The organism is Nonomuraea sp. LPB2021202275-12-8 (assembly GCF_037044575.1).
Lineage (GTDB): Bacteria > Actinomycetota > Actinomycetes > Streptosporangiales > Streptosporangiaceae > Nonomuraea.
Map to the genome: position 1 here is coordinate 167,154 of NZ_JBAHWD010000006.1, position 18,086 is coordinate 185,239.

Genomic DNA, 18,086 nt, shown 5'->3' on the forward strand with positions numbered 1-18,086 from the left:
TGATCAGCGAGCCGCGGCCACCCCCCGGCCTTCGAGTACGGAGATCAGCGTGGAGCCCAGGACAACATCACGCCGCAACTTCCTCACCCTCTCCATGGGCATTCCCCTGGGAGCCGCGCTCGCCGCCTGCGGCACTTCGGGGCCGGCCAGGCCCGGCGCCGAAGCGAGCGGCGGCGGGGGCGGTGGCGGCGGCGCCACCTACTGGTACCTGTCGACCCAGCCGCAGGAAGGCGTCCGCACCAGGACCGTCGAGCGGTTCAACAAGGCCAACCCGAACGGCAAGATCGCGGGAACGACCTTCCAGAACGACGCCTTCAAGACGAAGATCAAGACGGCGATCGGAGCCGGCCAGGCGCCCACGCTCATCTGGGGCTGGGGCGGCGGCGGCCTGCGCAGCTACGTGCAGGCGGGCCAGGTCGAGGACCTCACCTCGTGGTTCGACCAGAACCCCGCGGTCAAGGACCGGCTGTTCCCCTCCTCCTTCGGCGCGGCCACCATCGACGACAAGATCTACGCCATGCCGTGCGAGACGATGCAGCCGATCGTCCTGTACTACGACAAGCGGGCCTTCGAGAAGATCGGCGCCGAACCGCCCCAGACCTGGGGCGACATCATGGACCTGGTGCCCAAGTTCAACGCCAAGGGCATCGCGCCGTTCTCGCTCGGCGGCCAGTCACGCTGGACCAACATGATGTGGCTGGAGTTCCTCTTCGACCGCATGGGCGGCCCCGAGGTGTTCCAGGCCGTGTTCGACGAGGAGAAGGACGCCTGGAACAACCCGATCGCCATCGACGCCCTGGGCAAGGTGCAGGAGCTGGTCAAGGCCGACGGGTTCATCAAGGGCTTCTCCTCGATCACCGCCGACTCCAACGCCGACCAGGCGCTGCTCTACACCGGCAAGGCCGCGATGATGCTGCACGGCGGCTGGACGTACGGCGGCATGTCCACCGACGGCGGCGACTTCGTCTCCGGCGGCAACCTCGGCTACATGAACTTCCCGCCGATCGACGGCGGCACGGGCGACCCGAGCAACACCGTAGGAAACCCCGGCCAGTATCTGTCGATCTCCTCCAAGGCGACCCCGGAGCAGAAGGAGATCGCCAAGAAGTTCTTCGCCACCGAGCTGATGGGCGACCAGGCGGTGAAGGAGTGGGTCGAGACCGGCGCTGTGCCGATCGTCAAGGGCGCCGACGCCTCGTTCGCCTCCTCCAAGGACGCCGAGTTCCTCAAGTTCGTCTACGGCATCGCCGTCAACGCCAAGACCTTCGCCCAGTCCTGGGACCAGGCGCTCAGCCCGACCGCCGCCGAGGTGCTGCTGGACAACATCTCCAAGCTGTTCCAGCTGTCGATCTCGCCGAAGGAGTTCGCCACGAACATGAACGCGGTCATCGGCAAGTGAGCACGGTCGCGACCCCCGCCTCCACCGCCACGGCCTCCCGGCAGAGGGGCCGTGGCGGCTCGCTGGGCTGGATGGCCGTGCCGGCGCTGGTCCTCTTCACCGGTTTCGGCGTGATCCCGCTGATCGGGGTCCTCGCGCTCAGCTTCACCTCGTGGGACGGCCTCGGCGAGATCCAGGTGTCCGGATTCGACAGCTGGCGCGCGGTCCTCGCCGACCCCGGCCTGCCGCACGCGCTCTGGGTGACGTTCCTGGTGATGGCCCTGTCGTGGGCGTTCCAGACACCGCTGAGCATCCTGCTCGGGGTGTTCCTGGCCGGTCAGCAGCGCTACCGCGCGGTGCTGTCGGTGCTGTACTTCATCCCGCTCCTGCTCAGCTCGGCCGCCATCGCCATCACGTACAAGGCCCTGCTCGACCCGAACTTCGGGCTCGGCGCGGGGCTGCAGATCCCGCTGCTGGTGCAGGACTGGCTCGGTGAGCCGGTCCTCGCCTTCGGCGTCGTGATCTTCGTGGTGTCCTGGCAGTTCATCCCGTTCCACTCGCTGATCTACCAGGGCGGGGTGCGGCAGATCCCGCGCTCCATGTACGAGGCCGCGGAGCTGGACGGCGCGGGGCGGATCCGCAAGTTCTTCAGCATCACCTTGCCGCAGCTCAAGTACACGGTCATCACGTCGTCGACGCTCATGGTCGTCGGTTCGCTGACGTTCTTCGACCTGATCTTCGTGCTGACCGCGGGCGGGCCGGGCGACGCCACCAGGGTGCTCGCCCTGGACATGTACAAGCGCGGGTTCCAGGCCAATCTGATGGGCCCGGCCAGCGCGATCGCCGTCATCCTCGTCCTCGTGGGCCTCGTCCTGGCCCTGCTGCTGCGCCGGATCGGCGGCGGCAGCGACAGCGACAGCCAGCTGGAAGGTGCCTGACATGGGGACGACCCTCGCGACGCGCCCCAAAGAGAGCGCTCCCAAGCCGCACCGGCACAGCCGCTCCACCCCGGTCCGCCACCGCAACTGGCTAGGCGGTGCGGCCGGGTGGATCTGGCTGGTGATCGTGATCGTGCCGATCTACTGGATCGTCATCACCAGCTTCAAGTCGCAGAGCACCTATTACGCGACCAACCCGCTGCTGCCGCCGGGCGATCCCACCCTGCAGAACTACGCCCTGGTCATCGCGTCGGACTTCCCGCTGTACTTTCTCAACAGCATCATCGTCACCGTCGGCGCGGTGGTCCCGGCGGTCGCCGTCTCCTTCATGGCGTCCTTCGCGATCGTGCGGGGCAACTCCCGGTTCCTGAAGTCGGTGAACTCGCTCTTCCTCATGGGCCTGGCCATCCCGCTCCAGGCGACGATCATCCCGATCTATCTGATCATCATCCGGCTGAGCCTCTACGACAGCCTGCTGGGGATGATCCTGCCGTCGATCGCCTTCGCGATCCCGCTGTCCGTGCTGGTCCTGTCGAACTTCATCCGCGACATCCCCAAGGAACTGTTCGAGTCGATGCGGCTGGACGGCGCCACCGAGTGGGGGACGCTCTGGCGGCTGGCGTTGCCCCTCACCCGGCCGGCCGTCGTCACGGTGACGATCTACAACGCGCTGACGATCTGGAACGGATTCCTGCTGCCGCTGATCCTCACGCAGAGCCCGGACAAGCGGACTCTGCCGCTCGCCCTGTGGAGCTTTCAGGGGCAGTACAGCGTGAACGTCCCGGCCGTGCTCGCCTCCGTCCTGCTCACCTCGCTGCCCATCCTCATCCTGTACGTGTTCGGCCGGCGCCAGATCCTCAGCGGTCTGACGGCGGGATTCGGCAAGTGACGGCCACGCACCCCTAGGGAGGAAAACTCCACGCCATTCTTTGAAAAGCCCGCACGACAAACAGCGGGCCTTTCACATAACAATGGACGTTGCCATTGATGACCATTCTGGCGATTACACGCTCTGCGTTGTGCTAGAAATGAGGTCAATCAAAGGGAGTCCTTAATGGATCAGCTCAGTCTTGGAGTCGTGTCCCGCTCACGCAAGGAGAACGAGCACCGGCTGGCGATCCACCCGCTGCACGTCGACCGGATCGAGGCGGACCTGCGGGACCGCGTCTACCTCGAAAGCGGCTACGGCGAGCGCTTCGGCGTCTCCGACGAGCAACTGGCTCCCCACGTCGCCGGGCTCCTGCCACGGGAGCAGTTGGTGGCGCGGTGCGACGTCATCCTGCTCCCCAAGCCACTTGCCCAGGACCTCAAGGAGTTGCGCGACGGACAGATCCTGTGGGGCTGGCCGCACTGCGTGCAGGACGAGGAGGTGACCCAGCTCGCGATCGACCGGCGGCTCACGCTGATCGCCTTCGAGGCGATGAACCACTGGAAGAGCGACGGCACGTTCAACCTGCACGTCTTCCACAAGAACAACGAGCTGGCCGGTTACAGCTCCGTACTGCACGCCCTGGCGCTCACCGGGACGACCGGCGACTACGGGCGGCGGCTGCGGGCGGTCGTCATCGGCTTCGGAGCGAGCGGCCGGGGCGCGGTGACGGCACTGAACGCGCACGGCGTCAACGACGTCGATCTCCTCACCTTCCGCGACATCACCGCGGTCGCCTCACCGATCCACTCCGCGCGCATCGTGCGTATCGAGCACGAGGCCGACGATCCCCATCGCAGTTACGCGCTCACCGACACCGGCCGGGTGCCGCTGGCCTCCTTCATCGCCGGCCACGACATCGTCGTCAACTGCGTGCTGCAGGACACCGACCACCCGCTGATGTTCGTCGAGGAGGACGATCTGGCCGCCTTCGCGCCGGGAACGCTCGTCGTCGACGTCTCCTGCGACGAGGGGATGGGTTTCAGCTGGGCGCGTCCCACCACTTTCACCCAGCCGATGTTCGAGGTGGGAGACGGCGTCCACTACTACGGTGTCGACCACAGCCCGTCCTACCTTTGGAACTCCGCGACCTGGGAGATCAGCGAGGCCCTGCTGCCGCACCTGCGAACTGTGCTCGGCGGCCCCAAGGCGTGGGACGAGGGCGACACCGTCCAGCGGGCCATCGAGATCCGCGACGGCGTCGTACAGAACCCCGCCATCCTCTCCTTCCAGCACCGTTCACCGGACTACCCGCACCCGCGCCGGTAGTCCCTGGCGGGGGAACTCGCCGGTGTGCGGGTCGGCTTGTTCCCGATCGAGCCGCACGCTGGTGAGGTCGCAATCCTGCCGGCGCCCGGCTGTCAGGACCGATGCACTTGCCGGGTGACCACAACGACCCTCTCCCCTCCGCCCGTCCGATCTCCGCTGATCAGCTGGCTGGCCGTCGTCTCCCTGATGGCGGGCATCTTCTCGATCGTCACGGCGGAGATCCTGCCCATCGGCCTGCTCACGTCGATCGGATCGAGCTTCGCGATCTCCGACGGCGCGGCCGGCCTGATGATGACGGTGCCCGGGCTCCTGGCCGCGATCGCCGCCCCCACGGTCACGGTCGCCACCCGGCGGCTCGACAGGCGCACGATGCTGTGCGCACCGCGGTGATCTTCTCGGCCGTCCCGCTGGGCTCGGTGCTCGGCGTCCCGGCCGGCACCCTCATCGGGCACATGGCGGGCTGGCGGGCCGCCTTCACCGTGCTCGGCGTGCTGGCCGTGGCGGTGTTCCTGGCACTGGTCGCGGCGGGCATGTCGGCCGGGCGGATCGGCTGGCATCATCGGCGGGGAGGAGAACCTATGCCCGAGGAGCGTCCGGCATGAGCACAGTCGTCGTCGGGGTGGTCGGCACGGGCACCATGGGGTCGGGCATCGCCCAGACGGCTGCGGTGGCGGGGCATCCGGTCCTGCTGTACGACTCGGCTCCAGGCGCAGCCGGCCGGGCCGCCGACCAGATCCGGGAGCGGGTCAAGGCGCTGGCGGAGAAGGGCAGGCTCGCCGTCCGGCCGGACGACCTCCTGCTCACCGCCGTGGACACGCCCGCCGCACTCGCGCCTGCGGGTCTGGTCGTGGAGGCCGTCGCCGAGGACCTCGGGGTGAAGCGGCGGCTGTTCGCCGAGCTGGAGGAGCACGTGACCGCCGGCTGCGTGCTGGCGACCAACACCTCCTCGCTGTCTCCCGCCGCGATCGCCGCCGGGACCCGGCACCCCGAGCGGGTCATCGGGCTGCACTTCTTCAACCCGGCTCCGCTGATGCGCCTGGTCGAGGTGGTGCCCGGCCCGGAGACGGCCGAGCCCGTCATCGCCATGGCCGGGGAGCTCGTCACGGCCTGGGGCAAGACGGCGGTCCGCTCGGCCGCGACGCCGGGCTTCATCGTCAACCGGGTCGCCCGGCCGTTCTACGCCGAGGCATGGCGGCTGTACGAGGAGCGAGCCGCCCGCCCGGAGACGATCGACGCCGTCCTGACCGGGGCCGGCGGCTTCCGGATGGGGCCGTTCGCGCTCATGGACCTGATCGGGCACGACGTCAACGAGGCGGTCACCCGCTCGGTGTGGACCGCCTTCGGGTACGACTCCCGCTTCGCGCCGTCGCCGGCTCAGCGGGCCCTGGTCGAGGAGGGCCGGCTCGGGCGCAAGTCGGGACGCGGCGTGTACGCCTACCCGCCGGAAGGGGCACCCACCTCGGACGGGGCGGGACGGAGCGCGGCGCCGCCGGAGGTGGTCGCGCACCGGGCGGGCGACCTGCGGACGCTGCTGGGCCGGTCCGGCGTGGCCGTACTCGAAGGCGACGGCGCGGACGGCGTCGAGCTGCCCTGCGGGGCGCTGCTCGTCCGGTGCACCGGCACGACGGCGACGGAGCTGGCCGCGCGCCACGGCTCCCCCGTGATCGTCGTCGACCGCGCGCTGGACGACGACACGGCCACGGCGATCGCGGTCGCGGCGTCCGACGGGTGCCCCCGGCTCGCCCTCGACGAGGCGACCGGCCTGCTCCAGGCGGCCGGGCTGGACGTGCACGTGCTCGACGACGTGCCCGGCCTGGCCGTCGCCCGCACCGTCGCCATGCTGGTCAACCTGGCGGCCGACGCGCTGCACCAGGAGATCGCGAGCGGCGCGGACATCGACACCGCGATGCGGCTCGGCACCAACTATCCGCTCGGTCCCCTCGCCTGGGGAGACCGGTGGGGCGCCGCGACGGTCCACGCGATCCTGGTCGCGCTGCAGGACGCGTACGGCGACCCCCGCTACCGCCCCAGCCCGTTGCTGCGCCGCCGCGCCCTGACCGGAGAGGCCCTGACGTGATAGCCGGCCCGCCGCGATCCCCAGAATGGTGCGTTATTTGCCATCTCCGCATTCATCATGAAACGTCCACAAATGCCGCTTTGTTGGGTGACAGGCGTACGGGATACCAGGAGACTGGATGAATTACGGCGAATGGCACACAACAGGAGAAGCTTTCGTGACTGACGAATCGGCCCTACCCGACCCGATGCTCCCTCCCAAGATCGACACCACCGTGCCGCACTCCGCGCGGATGTGGAACTACTGGCTCGGCGGCAAGGATCACTACCCCGTCGACCGCGTGGCCGGCGACCAGTTCAGCGAGGCGTTCCCCGACATCGTCGACATCGCCCGCCTGTCCCGGCACCTGCTCGCCCGCATCGTCCGCCATCTGGCCGGCGAGGTGGGGATCCGGCAGTTCCTCGACGTCGGCACGGGCCTGCCCACCGTGGACAACACCCACGATCTCGCCCAGCGGGTGGCCCCGGCCTCCCGTGTGGTCTACGTGGACAACGACCCCCTGGTGCTGGTGCACGCCCGCGCCCTGCTCGTCGGCACCGTCGAGGGCGCCACCGACTACGTCGACGCCGACCTGCGCGATCCCGACGCGATCCTCGCGGCGGCGGCCAAGACGCTGGACTTCGACCAGCCCGTCGCGCTCATGCTGATGGGGATCGCGGGCTACCTGGGTCACGACGAGGAGCCGTACGGGATCGTCGGGAGGCTGGTGGACGCCCTGCCGTCCGGCAGCTATCTGGCCATGTGGGACGGCGTCAACGTCGTCACCGGCGAAGCCCTCGAACAGGCCCAGGACGACTTCAACGAGGGCGACGGCGCTCCGGCGCCCTACACCCTGCGCAGCCGCGAGCAGTTCGCCGCCTTCTTCGACGGGCTGGAGCTGGTGGAGCCGGGAGTGGTGTCGATCCCGCTGTGGCGGCCGGATCCCGACCCGTTCGCCTCGCCGGTCGAGGTGGACGCGCTGTGCGGGGTCGCCCGCAAGCCGTAGGTCCTACAGCGAGTCGACGATCGCGGACAGGATCGCGGGGGTCCGGGTGGAGGGCTGGGCGTGCAGGCTCAGCTCGTTCATCAGGTGCTGGTACGGATCGACGTCGGACTCCCTGCTGAGATACTGCGCGCTCGCTATTTGCTCCAGATAGACCACGTCGTTCAGCTCGGCCTCGGCGAAGCGGAGGATGGTGACGGAGCCGACGCCGCCGACGTTGCCGCCGTAGTCGAGCGGGATCACCTGGATGGTGACGTGCGGCAGCTCGGCCATCCGGCCGAGGTGCGCGAGCTGGGCGTGCATCGTGGCCCTGTCTCCGACCTGGCGGTGCAGCGCCGCCTCGTCGATCACCACCCAGAGCTTGCGTTCGTCGGGGGGCGCCAGGATCGCCTGGCGGCGCATCCGCAGGGCGACCCGGCGCTCGATCTGCCCGGCGGGGCCGCCCTCGTGGTCCAGGTTGACGACCGCGCGGGCGTAGTCCTCGGTCTGCAGCAGGCCGGGCACGAACTGGACCGCGTACAGGCGGATCAACGCCGCGTCCTGCTCCAGCCCCAGGTAGGCCTCGAACCAGTCGGGCACCACGTCGCGGTGGTCCTGCCACCAGCCCACAGCGTTGGCCCGCTCGGCCAGGGCGAGCAGGGCGGCGCGCTCGGCCTCCTCGACGACGCCGTAGAGGGTGAGCAGGTCGGCCACGTCACGCGGTTTGAAGGTGCTGCGGCCCAGCTCCAAACGGCTGATCTTGGAGTGTGAGCCCCGGATGGCGTACGCCGCGTCCTCGCGGGAGATCCCCCGCGATTCGCGCATCCGGCGCAGTTGGGCACCGACCAGTATCCGCAGCGCCGTAGGCCCGGACTGCCGGGCATCCCGCCCGCCAGTTTCGGTCAGATCGCCCAACCCACGAGCATTCGGCATATATGCTCCTAAATCGGCGAAATTCATGGCCTGACCTTTGATTATCCTGCCACGCCGATCACCCCAGACGCCACGACCACGCCAGTAATGGTTTTATTTTCATCTACCGGGTCGGCCCCGGAGTTCCGGTCTGGTATTTGGGACGACATATCAACATATCTCGCTCCTCGACGTGCGGACGTATCTCTCGCGGCAGCCACCGCCCGCGGCTGGTTTCGGTAGCCTTGCGTGGTTTGAGACCCATCCCAGCCTGCGACAGAAGGGACCGAGCACGTGCTCGACGATGCCGGCCTCCAGCCGCTCCGCGAGGCGGCGCGTCTATCTCCGGACAACCTTCCCCTGCGGCAGCACCTCGCCGGCCAGCTCCTGGCCAAGGGCTACCTGGCCGAGGCCGAGGCCGAATACCGGGCCGCCCTCCTGCTGTCCCCGCAGAACCCCGACATCACGGCCGGACTGGCGGAGGCGTTCGTCAGGCAGAGCGCCTACGGTCCCGCGCTGGCGGCGCTGGAGCCGCTCCTGGCCGTCCCCGGCTATCCGCCCCGGCTGGGCGTGCTCGCGGCGCGCGCGCTGCTCGGCGAGGGGGACGCGGCCCGCGCCGCCTACCGCTACCACGAAGCGGTCTCCCGCGACCCGTCCGTCGGCGACGCCGACCTGGCCGCCCGGCTGGCCGCGCCTCCCGTCCAGCCGTCCGCGACGCCTGCTCAGCCGTACGCCGCCGCCGCGCAGGACGATCAGATCAGCGCGGAGGTGGAGCGCTCCGCCACGTCCTTCGACGACGTGGCCGGGATGGAGGCGGTCAAGGAGGCGCTGCGGGTCAAGCTGCTGCTGCCGGTCCAGCAGCCCGAGCTGTTCGCCGCGTTCGGCAAGCGAGCCGGCGGCGGGGTGCTGCTGTACGGGCCTCCGGGAGCGGGCAAGACGCATCTGGCCAGGGCCGCCGCCGGCGAGCTCGGCGCGTCGTTCGTCAACGTCGGGCTGGCCGACATCCTCGACATGTACATCGGCTCCAGCGAGCGCAACCTGCGGGCCACGTTCGAGCTGGCCCGCCGCCACCGGCCGTGCGTGCTGTTCTTCGACGAGGTCGACGCGCTGGCCGCCCGCCGCTCCGACATGCGCCAGGCGCACAACCGGCAACTGGTCAACCAGTTCCTGGCCGAGCTCGACGGCGTGGACCAGCACGCCAACGAGGGGGTCCTGGTGCTGGCCGCCACGAACGCCCCCTGGTACATCGACGTCGCCTTCCGCCGTCCAGGCCGGTTCGACCAGCTGGTCTTCGTGCCGCCGCCCGACGCCTCGGCGCGCGCGGCCATCCTGCGCATCCTCTGCCGGGACAAGCCGCTGGCCGAGATGGACTTCGACGCGGTGGCACGGATCACCGAGCAATTCGTCGGCGCGGATCTGAAGGGCGTGGTGGACCGTGCGGTCGAGGCCAAGCTCCACCAGTCCATCAGCGCGGGCCGTGCCATCCCGCTGACGACGGCCGACCTGCTGACCGCCGCCCAGGCCGTCCGGCCCAGCTCGGTGCGCGAGTGGATGGCCACCGCGCGCAACTACGTGATGCACGCCAACGATTCCGGCGCCTGGGACGAGTTGCTGCCCTGGATCAAGGGCGGCAAGGGCAAGTGGTAGCTGCGACCGGCTCGATCGAGCGGGCGCGGACGCTGCTGGAGCTGCGCCGCCCGGCGGACGCCGAGCGGGAGCTGCGTGGCGTGCTCGCCCAGGACCCGCAGCACGCCACCGCGCACTCCTTCCTGGCCCTCGCTCTGGTCGGCCAGGGCAACGCGGCCGACGCCGTCGCCGAGGCGCACGAGGCGGTGCGGCTGGCGCCGGACCACTGGTTCCCGCACTACGTGGCCGGACACGTGCACTACCGGACGCGCCGGCCTGACCAGGCGATGGAGGCCATCCGGGCGTCCCTGGCGCTCTCCCCGGAGCACGCGCCGACCTGGTCGCTGCTGGCCCGCACGCACATGCTGAAGGGCCAGTGGCGCGAGATGGCCGACGCGGCGGGCCGCGGTCTGGCCCTCGATCCGGAGCAGTCGGAGCCGGCGAGCCTGCTGTCGCTGGCCCACACCGCGCTCGGCGAGGCGGAGCCGGCCCAGGCCGCCGCCGAGCAGGCCGTACGCCTGGACCCGGAGAACGCCACCGCGCACCTGGTGTACGGCCGGGCGGCGCTCGCGTTCGGCGACCCGCGCCGCGCCGCCGACGCCTTCCGTGAGGTGCTCCGCCTCGATCCCGGCTTCGACCAGGCCAGGGATCTGCTCGTGGTGGCGCTGAAGCAGCGCAACCCGATCTACCGCTGGCTGGCTCGGCTGCAGGGCAGGTTCCGCGGCGGCTGGCGGCTGCTGTTCCTGCTGCCCGCCGTCCCGCCGGTCATCGCCGTCTTCGTCCTGATCGCGCTGCTGCACTGGGCGGCCTGGCTCGCCGAGGCGTGGACCACGCTGCGGCTGGCCCGCGCCAAGGCCACCCAGTTGCTGTTCGAGGGCGCCGACGCCCGGGTGGCCGTGCTGAGCTGCTGCCTCGCCGTCGTGGGCGCGGCGGGTCTCGCGGCCGGGATCGCGCTCGGCCAGGAGGCGGTCGGCACCGCGGGGGTGGCCGTCATGGCGCTGGTCACCCCCGTACAGGAGGCCGCCCACACCGGCTCGTCTCGCGGGCGGGCGGTCCTGTACGGGTGGGCGGGCCTGCTGGCGCTGGCCATCGCCACGTCGGTCGTCGTGGCCTCGGTGGGTCCCGCCCTGCTGAGCGCCTACGCCGCGCTGGCCACGATCTGGGTGGCGTCGGGCGTACGGCGCCTGTTCCGCGGGGACCAGGCGCCCGCCTGAGCTCAGCGGTCGCGGCGGGCCAGCCGGCTGGGCCACCACATCCACCGGCCGATGTCCAGCGCCAGCGCCGGGACCAGCAGGGAGCGGACGATCAGCGCGTCCAGCAGCACGCCGAAGGCCACCAGGAAGGCGAGCTGGAGCAGGAAAAGCAGCGGCAGCACCGCCAGCGCGGCGAACGTGGCGGCCAGGACCACGCCGGCCGAGGTGATGACGCCGCCCGTCAGGGTCAGGGCGCGCAGCATGCCCTCACGGTTGCCGTGCCACACGGTCTCCTCGCGCGCCCGGGTCATCAGGAAGATGTTGTAGTCGATGCCCAGCGCCACCAGGAACACGAACGCGAACAGCGGCACCACAGGGTCGGCTCCGGGCAGGCCGAGAACGTGGTTGAAGACGAGCGCGCCCACCCCCAGCGCCGAACCGAACGACAGCACCGTGGTGGCGATGAGCACCAGCGGGGCCACCAGGGCGCGCAGCAGCACGATGAGCACGAGCAGCACGACCAGCAGGACAAGGGGGATGACCACGCGCAGGTCGCGCGAGGAGGTGTCGAGGGTGTCGAGGGTGACGGCCGCGGTCCCGCCCACCAGCGCCTCCGCGTCCGGAACGGCGTGCACGCCGGCGCGCAGCGCGCGGACGATCTCCACGGCGGCGGCCGACTCGGCGGGCTGGGAGAGCGTGGCGTGCAGGATCGCCCGCCCGTCCACGACCTTCGGCTCCGCCTCGGCGCCGCCTCGGGTCACGGGCTTGACGTCGCTCACCCCGTCGACCTTCCCCGCGACGGCGGCCACCTCGTCCAGGCGGTCCGCGTCGGCGACGATGACGGCGGGCGTGGCCGAGCCGGCAGCGCCGAATCCGCGCTCCAGCGTCCGCTGGCCTTCGACCGACTCGACCTCGGTGCGGAACACGTCGAGCTGCGAGGTGCCCTCGGCGCGGAACTGCGGGACGAACGCGGCCGCCACGGCCAGCAGGGCGATGGTCGCCGCCCAGTAGACGCGGGGCCGCCGGTCGACGGCCGTGGCGATGCGGCCCCACAGCGGGTTCCGCTTCACGACGTCGCCGGTCTCGACGACCGCTTCGCCTGACGGGCGCGGCTTGACCGGCCAGAACGTGGCCCGGCCGAGAAGCAGGAGCACCGCCGGGAGGAAGGTCAGCGCCGACGCCAGCGCGGCGGCGATGCCGAGCGCGGCGACCGGTCCCAGGCCGCGGTTGGAGGTGAGGTCGCTGGCGAGCAGGCAGAGCACGCCGAGGATGACGGTGCCGCCGGAGGCGAGGATCGGCTCGACGGTGCCGCGCAGCGCGGTCCGCATCGCCTCGACCGGCCGGGCCTGCCCGTACAGCGCCTCGCGGTAGCGGGCGACCAGCAGCAGGGCGTAGTCGGTGCACGCGCCGACGACGAGGATGAACAGGATGCCCTGGCTCTGGCCGTTCAGCTCGATCCAGCCGGCGTCGGCCATCAGATAGACGACGGCGGCCGCCAGCACGAGGGCCAGCATCGCGGCGATGATGACGACGAAGGGCAGCAGCGGTGAGCGGTAGACCGCGATGAGGATGACCAGGACGGCGCCCAGCGCCACGGCGAGCAGCGCGCCGTCGATCCCGCCGAAGGCGGCGCCGAGGTCGGTGGCGAGCGCGGCGGGGCCTGCCACCTGGACCGTGGTGCCCGGCGCGGCGCTGTCCGCGAGCAGCAGCCGCAGCTCCTTGACGGCGGCGCGCACGTCGGCGGACTCCGCCACCGGGACGACGAGCTGGGCGACGCGCTTGTCCTCGGTGCCGGGTATGGGTCCGGCGATCTTTCCGCCGACCCAGGGGCGGGCGCCGATCCGCTCCGCGTCCCGGGCCAGCGCGGCGAGCCCTTCGCGGGAGATCGGCTCTGCGGCGGAGTAGACGACGATGGCCGGGACGGCCCCGCTGTCCTGGAAGGCCTTCTGCGCCTGCTGCACCTCCGTGGACTCAGCTTCGACCGGGAGGAAGGCCGCGGAGTCGTTGGTCTGCACCTCCGACAGCGCGCCCATGAAGCTGCCGAGCGGTCCGGCGCCGGCGAGCCAGACCAGTGCGATGAGCACGGCGGCGCCGTACCAGACCCTGCGCCGCCGTAAGCCCCGCACCGGTGGGGTGGACCGGTGTCGCGCGGCTTGGTCAGTGATCATCTTGTCCCTCTCGAGGCCGCCGTACGCATATATCTCGGTATTCTAGTATCTCGAAAAACAAGATATATGCGTACGGCGAAGAACTCGCACTTCAGCGGACCGAGCGGGCACCCCACACCCACCCCTACAATCACGTGCAGGAACGACCGCTGAGGAGACTGATGGACGGCGCGCCGGACACCGCGGGATCCGACCGGTCAGCGCCACCGGCCGGCAACGGGGACGGGGCGGGGCGCTCCCGCGACCACCTCTACCTGGCGATCCAGACGGACGGGCAGCGGCTGGCGGCCGGGCTCATCCGGTTGCTGCACGCGATGTCGATCGGCCTCGATCTCAATCCCAGCGACTTCCAGTGCTACGCGCTCCTGCGGATCGAGGGGCCGATGACCCCCGGCGAGATCGCCCACTCCATGAAGCTCGCCACCGGCTCGGTCACGGTGCTGATCGACCGGCTGGAGGCGCGCGGCCTGGTGGAGCGCGACCGGCACCCCGACGACCGGCGCAAGGTGATCGTGCGGCCCACGGAGATGCCCGGCACCGTTCCGGCGACCGGCGCCCCCCTCGGGATCCGCGACGCCATGCTCGACCTCCACTCCCGCTATTCGGAGTCCGAGCTGGAGGTCATCGCCGACTGGCTGGCGCGCGCCGGCCGGACGCTCACGGAGCTCGCCGCGGGCGCGCACCGCTGACGGTCAGCACATGACGAACGTGGTGGACTCGGTCCTGGCGTTCGGCGCGGTGATCCGATAGGTGACCGTGTGCGTGCCGTCCGACGGCCGGGCCATCGTCTTCGAGCTCACGTAGTCGCTGCGGCTGCCCGCCGGCAACCGCGACGAGCCGCTCTCGACGACCTTCCCGTTGTAGATCCACTGATAGGAGTACGGCGCGGCCGGCTTCGTGGAGTCGATCCCGGCGCCGAAGTTCATCGAGCCGGTGTGGCAGGTGACGCCGTCAGAATTGATCTTCGATGCCCCCTGGACGCGCACGTACGCCAGCGGACGTTGGCGGGCTTGAAGTCCCGGTGCACGATGCCCGCCTGGTGGATGGCTGCCAGCGCCGTGGCCGTGCTCACGGCCAGCCGCTGCAGGTCGGCGCCCGCGTGGCGGCCCGCCTGCTGCAGGGACGGCCCCTCGACGTACTCGCTGACGATGTACGGCCGGCCGCCCAGCGACGCGTCCAGCACCTGGGCGATGCAGAACGGCTCGACCCGGCGTGCCGCGGCGATCTCCTTGGCGAACCGGTCGCCGCCCGCCACGCCCTCGCGCAGCACCTTGACGGCCACGAGCCTGCCGTCGGGAGCCTGCCCCAGGTAGACGACGCCCTGGCCACCCGCCCCCAACCGGCCGACCATCCGGTAGGCCCCTACGGCGGCGGGATCACCTTCTCGCAGGGGTGCGGCATTCGGCATGGCGTACGTGACTCCCGAGACGGCTGTCGATCAACCTCACGCACCCTAGCGGGACGAGTCAGGACATTTCTTACATGTCCAACCAGATCGGTGCGGCCACCGGCATCGCCGCGGCCGCCCTCACTCTCGGGTACGTGGACTCCCCCACACCGGTCGGCGCGTTCCAGACCACGTTCTGGCTGCTCGCCATCGCACTGCTGGTCATGCTCGCGGCCGGCGCCGCGCTGCCCGGCCGGCCGGCGCCGCGACCGCAGGACGTCGCCGTGCCGGTGGGCGGTGGTCAGGCGGGATAGTGCGCGTCCCGGCAGCACTGTCCGAGTGCGGAGCGGCGGGCGGCGCCCTGGCATGATGCGGGAAACCGTCTCCTCGAAGGAGCAGGACTGGTGCGGATCCTCCTCGTGCAGCCCGGCCGCTGGTCCCCGGACGGCCACGTCAACTTCTCCGCCATCGAGACCCTGCTGGCCGGCGCCCCGGCCGGCGACCTCATCGTGCTGCCGGAGCTGGCGGGCTCCGACCTGCCGCCCGGGGAGTACCTCGCCCGGGTGCGGGAGCTGGCGGTGGGCGCGGGAGCCACGGTCGTCGGCGGCTCCCACTACGACCGGACCGGCGAGGGGGTCGTCAACCGGGGCGTGGTCGTCGACGCGGCGGGCGAGCCGCTGGCCGAATACGGCAAGCTGCACCCTTACGGCGTCGAGCTGCGCGGCGGCGTCGTCCCAGGCCGGCCCGGCGACGGCTTCGAGCTGGGCGGGCGCACCCTGCGCGTGCTGCTCTGCGCCGACCTGTGGTACTCCGGCAGCCTCAGCCGGCTGCCCGTGCCGGACGCCGTGCTGGTGCCCGCGTTCTCGGTGACGCAGTGGCCCACGCCGGATCCGGCGCGCAGCCTCTGGCAGCACATGAGCGTCGCCCGAGCGTACGAGTTCATGACGTACGTCGCCGTCAGCGACTGGCACCACGAGGCCGACTACCACGGGCAGCGCTGCGCGGGCGTGACCGGGCTGGCGGATCCGTGCCCGGCGGAGCCGTCGGGGTTCTTCACCGGCACGCCCGGCCCGGCCATCGCGGCGCACACCCTGGACTTCGACCGGCTCGACAGCTTCCGCCGCAACCGGGCGGAGCGCAGCTTCGGGCCCGGGCGGCCCTTGTCGGATGCCATTCTCGAATGACATTCTGATATTTGCTCAGGGGCTGATGATCGGAGCACGTATGACCGTCACCGACCGCGCCGTCGACAAAGCGGCACTGCGCCAGAAATACCTGGCAGAGCGCGACAAGCGGCTCCGGCCTGACGGCAACGACCAGTACCTCCGGCTGGCCGGGCGACTGGCGCACTACCTCGACGATCCGTACACCCCCAGGATCGAGCGCGAGCCCAGGACCGACCACGTGACGGTCGCCTTCATCGGCGGCGGCTTCGCCGGCCTCGTCACCGGCGCGCGGCTGAAGGAGGCAGGCGTCGACGACGTCCGCATCGTCGAGAAGGGCGGCGACTTCGGCGGCACCTGGTACTGGAACCGCTATCCGGGCGCGCAGTGCGACACCGCGTCGTACGTGTACATGCCGCTGCTCGAAGAGACCGGTCACATGCCGACGGAGAAGTACGCCCACGGGCCCGAGATCCTCGAGCACTGCCGGCGCATCGGCAAGCACTACGGCCTGTACGACAACGCGCTGTTCCACACCGAGGTCCAGGACCTGCGGTGGGACGAGAGCCGATCACGCTGGCTCGTCAGGACGAACCGGGGCGACGCCTTCACCGCCCGGTTCGTCGCCATGGGCACCGGGCCCCTGCACGTGCCGAAGCTGCCGGGCATCCCGGGGATCGAGTCGTTCGGGGGCCACTCGTTCCACACGAGCCGATGGGACTACGACTACACCGGCGGCGACCCCTCGGGCGCGCCGATGGACAGGCTCGCCGGCAAGCGGGTCGCCATCATCGGGACCGGCGCGACCGCCGTGCAGTGCGTGCCCCATCTGGCGCGGGCGTGCGGGGACCTGTACGTGTTCCAGCGCACGCCGTCCTCCGTGGACGTCCGGGACAACCGGCCGACCGATCCCGAGTGGTTCGCCGGGATCGCCGAGCCCGGCTGGCAGCGGCGCTGGCTGGAGAACTTCACCGCCAACCAGGCGGGCAACCTGGCCGAGGACGACCTGGTGATGGACGGCTGGACCGACATCGCCAGGCGGGTCCGCTCGAAGATCATGGAGCTGCCCGCCGAGGACCGGAGCCTGGAGAGGATGCTGGAGGCCTTCGAGGACTCCGACTTCGAGAAGATGGAGGAGATCCGCGCCCGGGTCGACGCCATCGTCTCCGATCCCGAGACCGCCCAGGGCCTGAAGGCGTGGTACCGCCAGCTGTGCAAGCGGCCGTGCTTCCACGACGAGTACCTGCAGGCCTTCAACGAGCCCGGCACGCACCTCGTCGACACCGACGGCAGGGGCGTGGAGCGCATCACCGAGACCGGGGTCGTCGTGGCAGGGCGGGAGTACGCGGTCGACTGCGTCATCTACGCCTCCGGCTTCGAGGTGGGCACCGAGTACACGCGGCGGGCCGGCTACGACATGACCGGGCGCGACGGCGTCAGGCTCTCCGAGTACTGGGCCGAGGGCATGCGCAGCCTGCACGGCATCCACGTGCACGGCTTCCCCAACGCCTTCATCGTGCAGCCGGCGCAGGGCGCGAACCTCATCTCCAACATCCCGCACAATCTCACCGAGTCGGGCCAGACGATCGCCACGATCGTCAGGCACGCCCTCGCCCGCGGCCACGACGAGGTCGAGGTCTCCGAGGAGGCCGAGGACGCGTGGGTCGAGCTGCTGCTGTCGGGCACGGGGATGCTGCTCGGGTCACCGGACTGCACACCCGGCTACTACAACAACGAGGGCCGCGACCCCGGACCACAGGCGCGGCTCCTGGTCGGCCACCCGCAGGGCGCGATGGCCTACTTCGGCTACATCGACCGGTGGCGGAGCTCCGGCGCGTTCGACGGCCTCGAGTTCCGTTGATCCGGCCCTGAAACGACGAGAGAGCCGGCGGTCGGCCCGCCGGCTCTCAGTAGCGATCTGTTACCACCACCATGACGACCTGCGCCAGCCGCCGCCCCAGCCGCCGCCCCAGCCGCCACCGCAGCCGCACCTACGACGGCGACGACAGCCTCCGCCATGACGCCAGTGGTTGGCCTGGAATCCGCTGGTGAGCATCATTTCGCCTCCCCTGATCAGTCCCCTCCA

General features: G+C 70.7%; 18 protein-coding genes. 14 read left to right on the forward strand and 4 right to left on the reverse strand.

Annotated features, from left to right (window positions below; all coding sequences use genetic code 11):
- Window positions 1-49: 49 nt before the first annotated feature.
- The 8 genes from V5E28_RS13980 (at window position 50) to V5E28_RS14015 (ending at window position 7,575) form a co-directional block, all read left to right on the forward strand.
- Complete coding sequence (locus V5E28_RS13980) at window positions 50-1,399, forward strand: extracellular solute-binding protein (RefSeq protein ID WP_336207274.1); 1,350 nt, start codon at window positions 50-52, stop codon at window positions 1,397-1,399.
- Window positions 1,400-1,470: 71 nt separating this feature from the next.
- Entirely contained in the window at window positions 1,471-2,316 is an 846-nt protein-coding gene (locus tag V5E28_RS13985; protein WP_336207539.1) for a carbohydrate ABC transporter permease, read from the forward strand.
- Window position 2,317: 1 nt separating this feature from the next.
- Window positions 2,318-3,205: a carbohydrate ABC transporter permease gene (locus V5E28_RS13990; RefSeq protein ID WP_336207275.1), complete on the forward strand. Its 888-nt coding sequence runs from the start codon at window positions 2,318-2,320 to the stop codon at window positions 3,203-3,205.
- A gap of 165 nt (window positions 3,206-3,370) precedes the next feature.
- Window positions 3,371-4,513: a N(5)-(carboxyethyl)ornithine synthase gene (locus V5E28_RS13995; protein ID WP_336207276.1), complete on the forward strand. Its 1,143-nt coding sequence runs from the start codon at window positions 3,371-3,373 to the stop codon at window positions 4,511-4,513.
- A gap of 114 nt (window positions 4,514-4,627) precedes the next feature.
- Window positions 4,628-4,903: a hypothetical protein gene (locus V5E28_RS14000; protein WP_336207277.1), complete on the forward strand. Its 276-nt coding sequence runs from the start codon at window positions 4,628-4,630 to the stop codon at window positions 4,901-4,903.
- A complete protein-coding gene (locus V5E28_RS14005; RefSeq protein ID WP_336207278.1) occupies window positions 4,888-5,115 on the forward strand; it encodes a hypothetical protein in 228 nt (75 codons plus the stop codon). The genes V5E28_RS14000 and V5E28_RS14005 overlap by 16 nt, the downstream gene beginning before the upstream one ends.
- Entirely contained in the window at window positions 5,112-6,590 is a 1,479-nt protein-coding gene (locus V5E28_RS14010) for a 3-hydroxyacyl-CoA dehydrogenase (RefSeq protein ID WP_336207279.1), read from the forward strand. The genes V5E28_RS14005 and V5E28_RS14010 overlap by 4 nt, the downstream gene beginning before the upstream one ends.
- Window positions 6,591-6,747: 157 nt before the next feature.
- Entirely contained in the window at window positions 6,748-7,575 is an 828-nt protein-coding gene (locus V5E28_RS14015) for an SAM-dependent methyltransferase (RefSeq protein ID WP_442945812.1), read from the forward strand.
- A gap of 3 nt (window positions 7,576-7,578) precedes the next feature.
- Here V5E28_RS14015 and V5E28_RS14020 read toward each other — a convergent pair whose 3' ends face one another.
- Window positions 7,579-8,484, reverse strand: a complete 906-nt coding sequence (locus V5E28_RS14020) for a helix-turn-helix domain-containing protein (RefSeq protein ID WP_336207280.1) — start codon at window positions 8,482-8,484, stop codon at window positions 7,579-7,581.
- A gap of 273 nt (window positions 8,485-8,757) precedes the next feature.
- Here V5E28_RS14020 and V5E28_RS14025 point away from each other — a divergent pair, with 273 nt between their 5' ends.
- On the forward strand, window positions 8,758-10,110 hold the full coding sequence (locus V5E28_RS14025) for an ATP-binding protein (protein WP_336207281.1): 1,353 nt from the start codon (window positions 8,758-8,760) through the stop codon (window positions 10,108-10,110).
- Window positions 10,104-11,303 carry a tetratricopeptide repeat protein gene (locus V5E28_RS14030; protein ID WP_336207282.1) on the forward strand — a complete coding sequence of 400 codons (1,200 nt, stop codon included), beginning with the start codon at window positions 10,104-10,106 and terminating at the stop codon, window positions 11,301-11,303. Before V5E28_RS14025 ends, V5E28_RS14030 begins: the two co-directional genes overlap by 7 nt.
- 2 nt (window positions 11,304-11,305) lie before the next feature.
- Here the strand turns inward: V5E28_RS14030 and V5E28_RS14035 are convergent, their stop codons facing one another.
- Entirely contained in the window at window positions 11,306-13,450 is a 2,145-nt protein-coding gene (locus V5E28_RS14035) for an MMPL family transporter (RefSeq protein ID WP_336207283.1), read from the reverse strand.
- A gap of 161 nt (window positions 13,451-13,611) precedes the next feature.
- On the opposite strand from V5E28_RS14035, the gene V5E28_RS14040 reads away from it, so the two are divergent.
- Window positions 13,612-14,139: a MarR family winged helix-turn-helix transcriptional regulator gene (locus V5E28_RS14040; protein ID WP_336207284.1), complete on the forward strand. Its 528-nt coding sequence runs from the start codon at window positions 13,612-13,614 to the stop codon at window positions 14,137-14,139.
- A 3-nt stretch (window positions 14,140-14,142) separates the two neighbouring features.
- On the opposite strand, the gene V5E28_RS14045 is transcribed toward V5E28_RS14040, so the two are convergent.
- Together V5E28_RS14045 and V5E28_RS14050 are read right to left on the reverse strand one after the other, a co-directional pair.
- Window positions 14,143-14,376, reverse strand: a complete 234-nt coding sequence (locus tag V5E28_RS14045; protein ID WP_336207285.1) for a hypothetical protein — start codon at window positions 14,374-14,376, stop codon at window positions 14,143-14,145.
- Window positions 14,373-14,858, reverse strand: a complete 486-nt coding sequence (locus V5E28_RS14050; protein WP_336207286.1) for a protein kinase domain-containing protein — start codon at window positions 14,856-14,858, stop codon at window positions 14,373-14,375. The genes V5E28_RS14045 and V5E28_RS14050 overlap by 4 nt, the downstream gene beginning before the upstream one ends.
- Before the next feature lie 74 nt (window positions 14,859-14,932).
- Here V5E28_RS14050 and V5E28_RS14055 point away from each other — a divergent pair, with 74 nt between their 5' ends.
- The 3 genes from V5E28_RS14055 to V5E28_RS14065 all read left to right on the forward strand — a co-directional run bounded on the left by V5E28_RS14055 (window position 14,933) and on the right by V5E28_RS14065 (window position 17,861).
- Entirely contained in the window at window positions 14,933-15,151 is a 219-nt protein-coding gene (locus V5E28_RS14055; protein WP_336207287.1) for a hypothetical protein, read from the forward strand.
- A 90-nt stretch (window positions 15,152-15,241) separates the two neighbouring features.
- On the forward strand, window positions 15,242-16,021 hold the full coding sequence (locus V5E28_RS14060) for a carbon-nitrogen hydrolase family protein (protein ID WP_336207288.1): 780 nt from the start codon (window positions 15,242-15,244) through the stop codon (window positions 16,019-16,021).
- Between the two features lie 40 nt (window positions 16,022-16,061).
- Complete coding sequence (locus V5E28_RS14065; protein WP_336207289.1) at window positions 16,062-17,861, forward strand: flavin-containing monooxygenase; 1,800 nt, start codon at window positions 16,062-16,064, stop codon at window positions 17,859-17,861.
- Window positions 17,862-18,086 lie beyond the last annotated feature (225 nt).

Excerpts from the sequence above, each read along its gene's own strand:
- V5E28_RS13985 (WP_336207539.1), top strand. The coding sequence starts at position 1,471 with ATGGCCGTGCCGGCGCTGGTCCTCTTCACCGGTTTCGGCGTGATCCCG.
- V5E28_RS13990 (WP_336207275.1), top strand. The coding sequence starts at position 2,318 with ATGGGGACGACCCTCGCGACGCGCCCCAAAGAGAGCGCTCCCAAGCCG.
- V5E28_RS13995 (WP_336207276.1), top strand. The coding sequence starts at position 3,371 with ATGGATCAGCTCAGTCTTGGAGTCGTGTCCCGCTCACGCAAGGAGAAC.
- V5E28_RS14010 (WP_336207279.1), top strand. The coding sequence starts at position 5,112 with ATGAGCACAGTCGTCGTCGGGGTGGTCGGCACGGGCACCATGGGGTCG.
- V5E28_RS14020 (WP_336207280.1), bottom strand. The coding sequence starts at position 8,484 with ATGCCGAATGCTCGTGGGTTGGGCGATCTGACCGAAACTGGCGGGCGG.
- V5E28_RS14035 (WP_336207283.1), bottom strand. The coding sequence starts at position 13,450 with ATGATCACTGACCAAGCCGCGCGACACCGGTCCACCCCACCGGTGCGG.
- V5E28_RS14040 (WP_336207284.1), top strand. The coding sequence starts at position 13,612 with ATGGACGGCGCGCCGGACACCGCGGGATCCGACCGGTCAGCGCCACCG.
- V5E28_RS14045 (WP_336207285.1), bottom strand. The coding sequence starts at position 14,376 with ATGAACTTCGGCGCCGGGATCGACTCCACGAAGCCGGCCGCGCCGTAC.
- V5E28_RS14050 (WP_336207286.1), bottom strand. The coding sequence starts at position 14,858 with ATGCCGAATGCCGCACCCCTGCGAGAAGGTGATCCCGCCGCCGTAGGG.
- V5E28_RS14055 (WP_336207287.1), top strand. The coding sequence starts at position 14,933 with ATGTCCAACCAGATCGGTGCGGCCACCGGCATCGCCGCGGCCGCCCTC.
- V5E28_RS14065 (WP_336207289.1), top strand. The coding sequence starts at position 16,062 with ATGACCGTCACCGACCGCGCCGTCGACAAAGCGGCACTGCGCCAGAAA.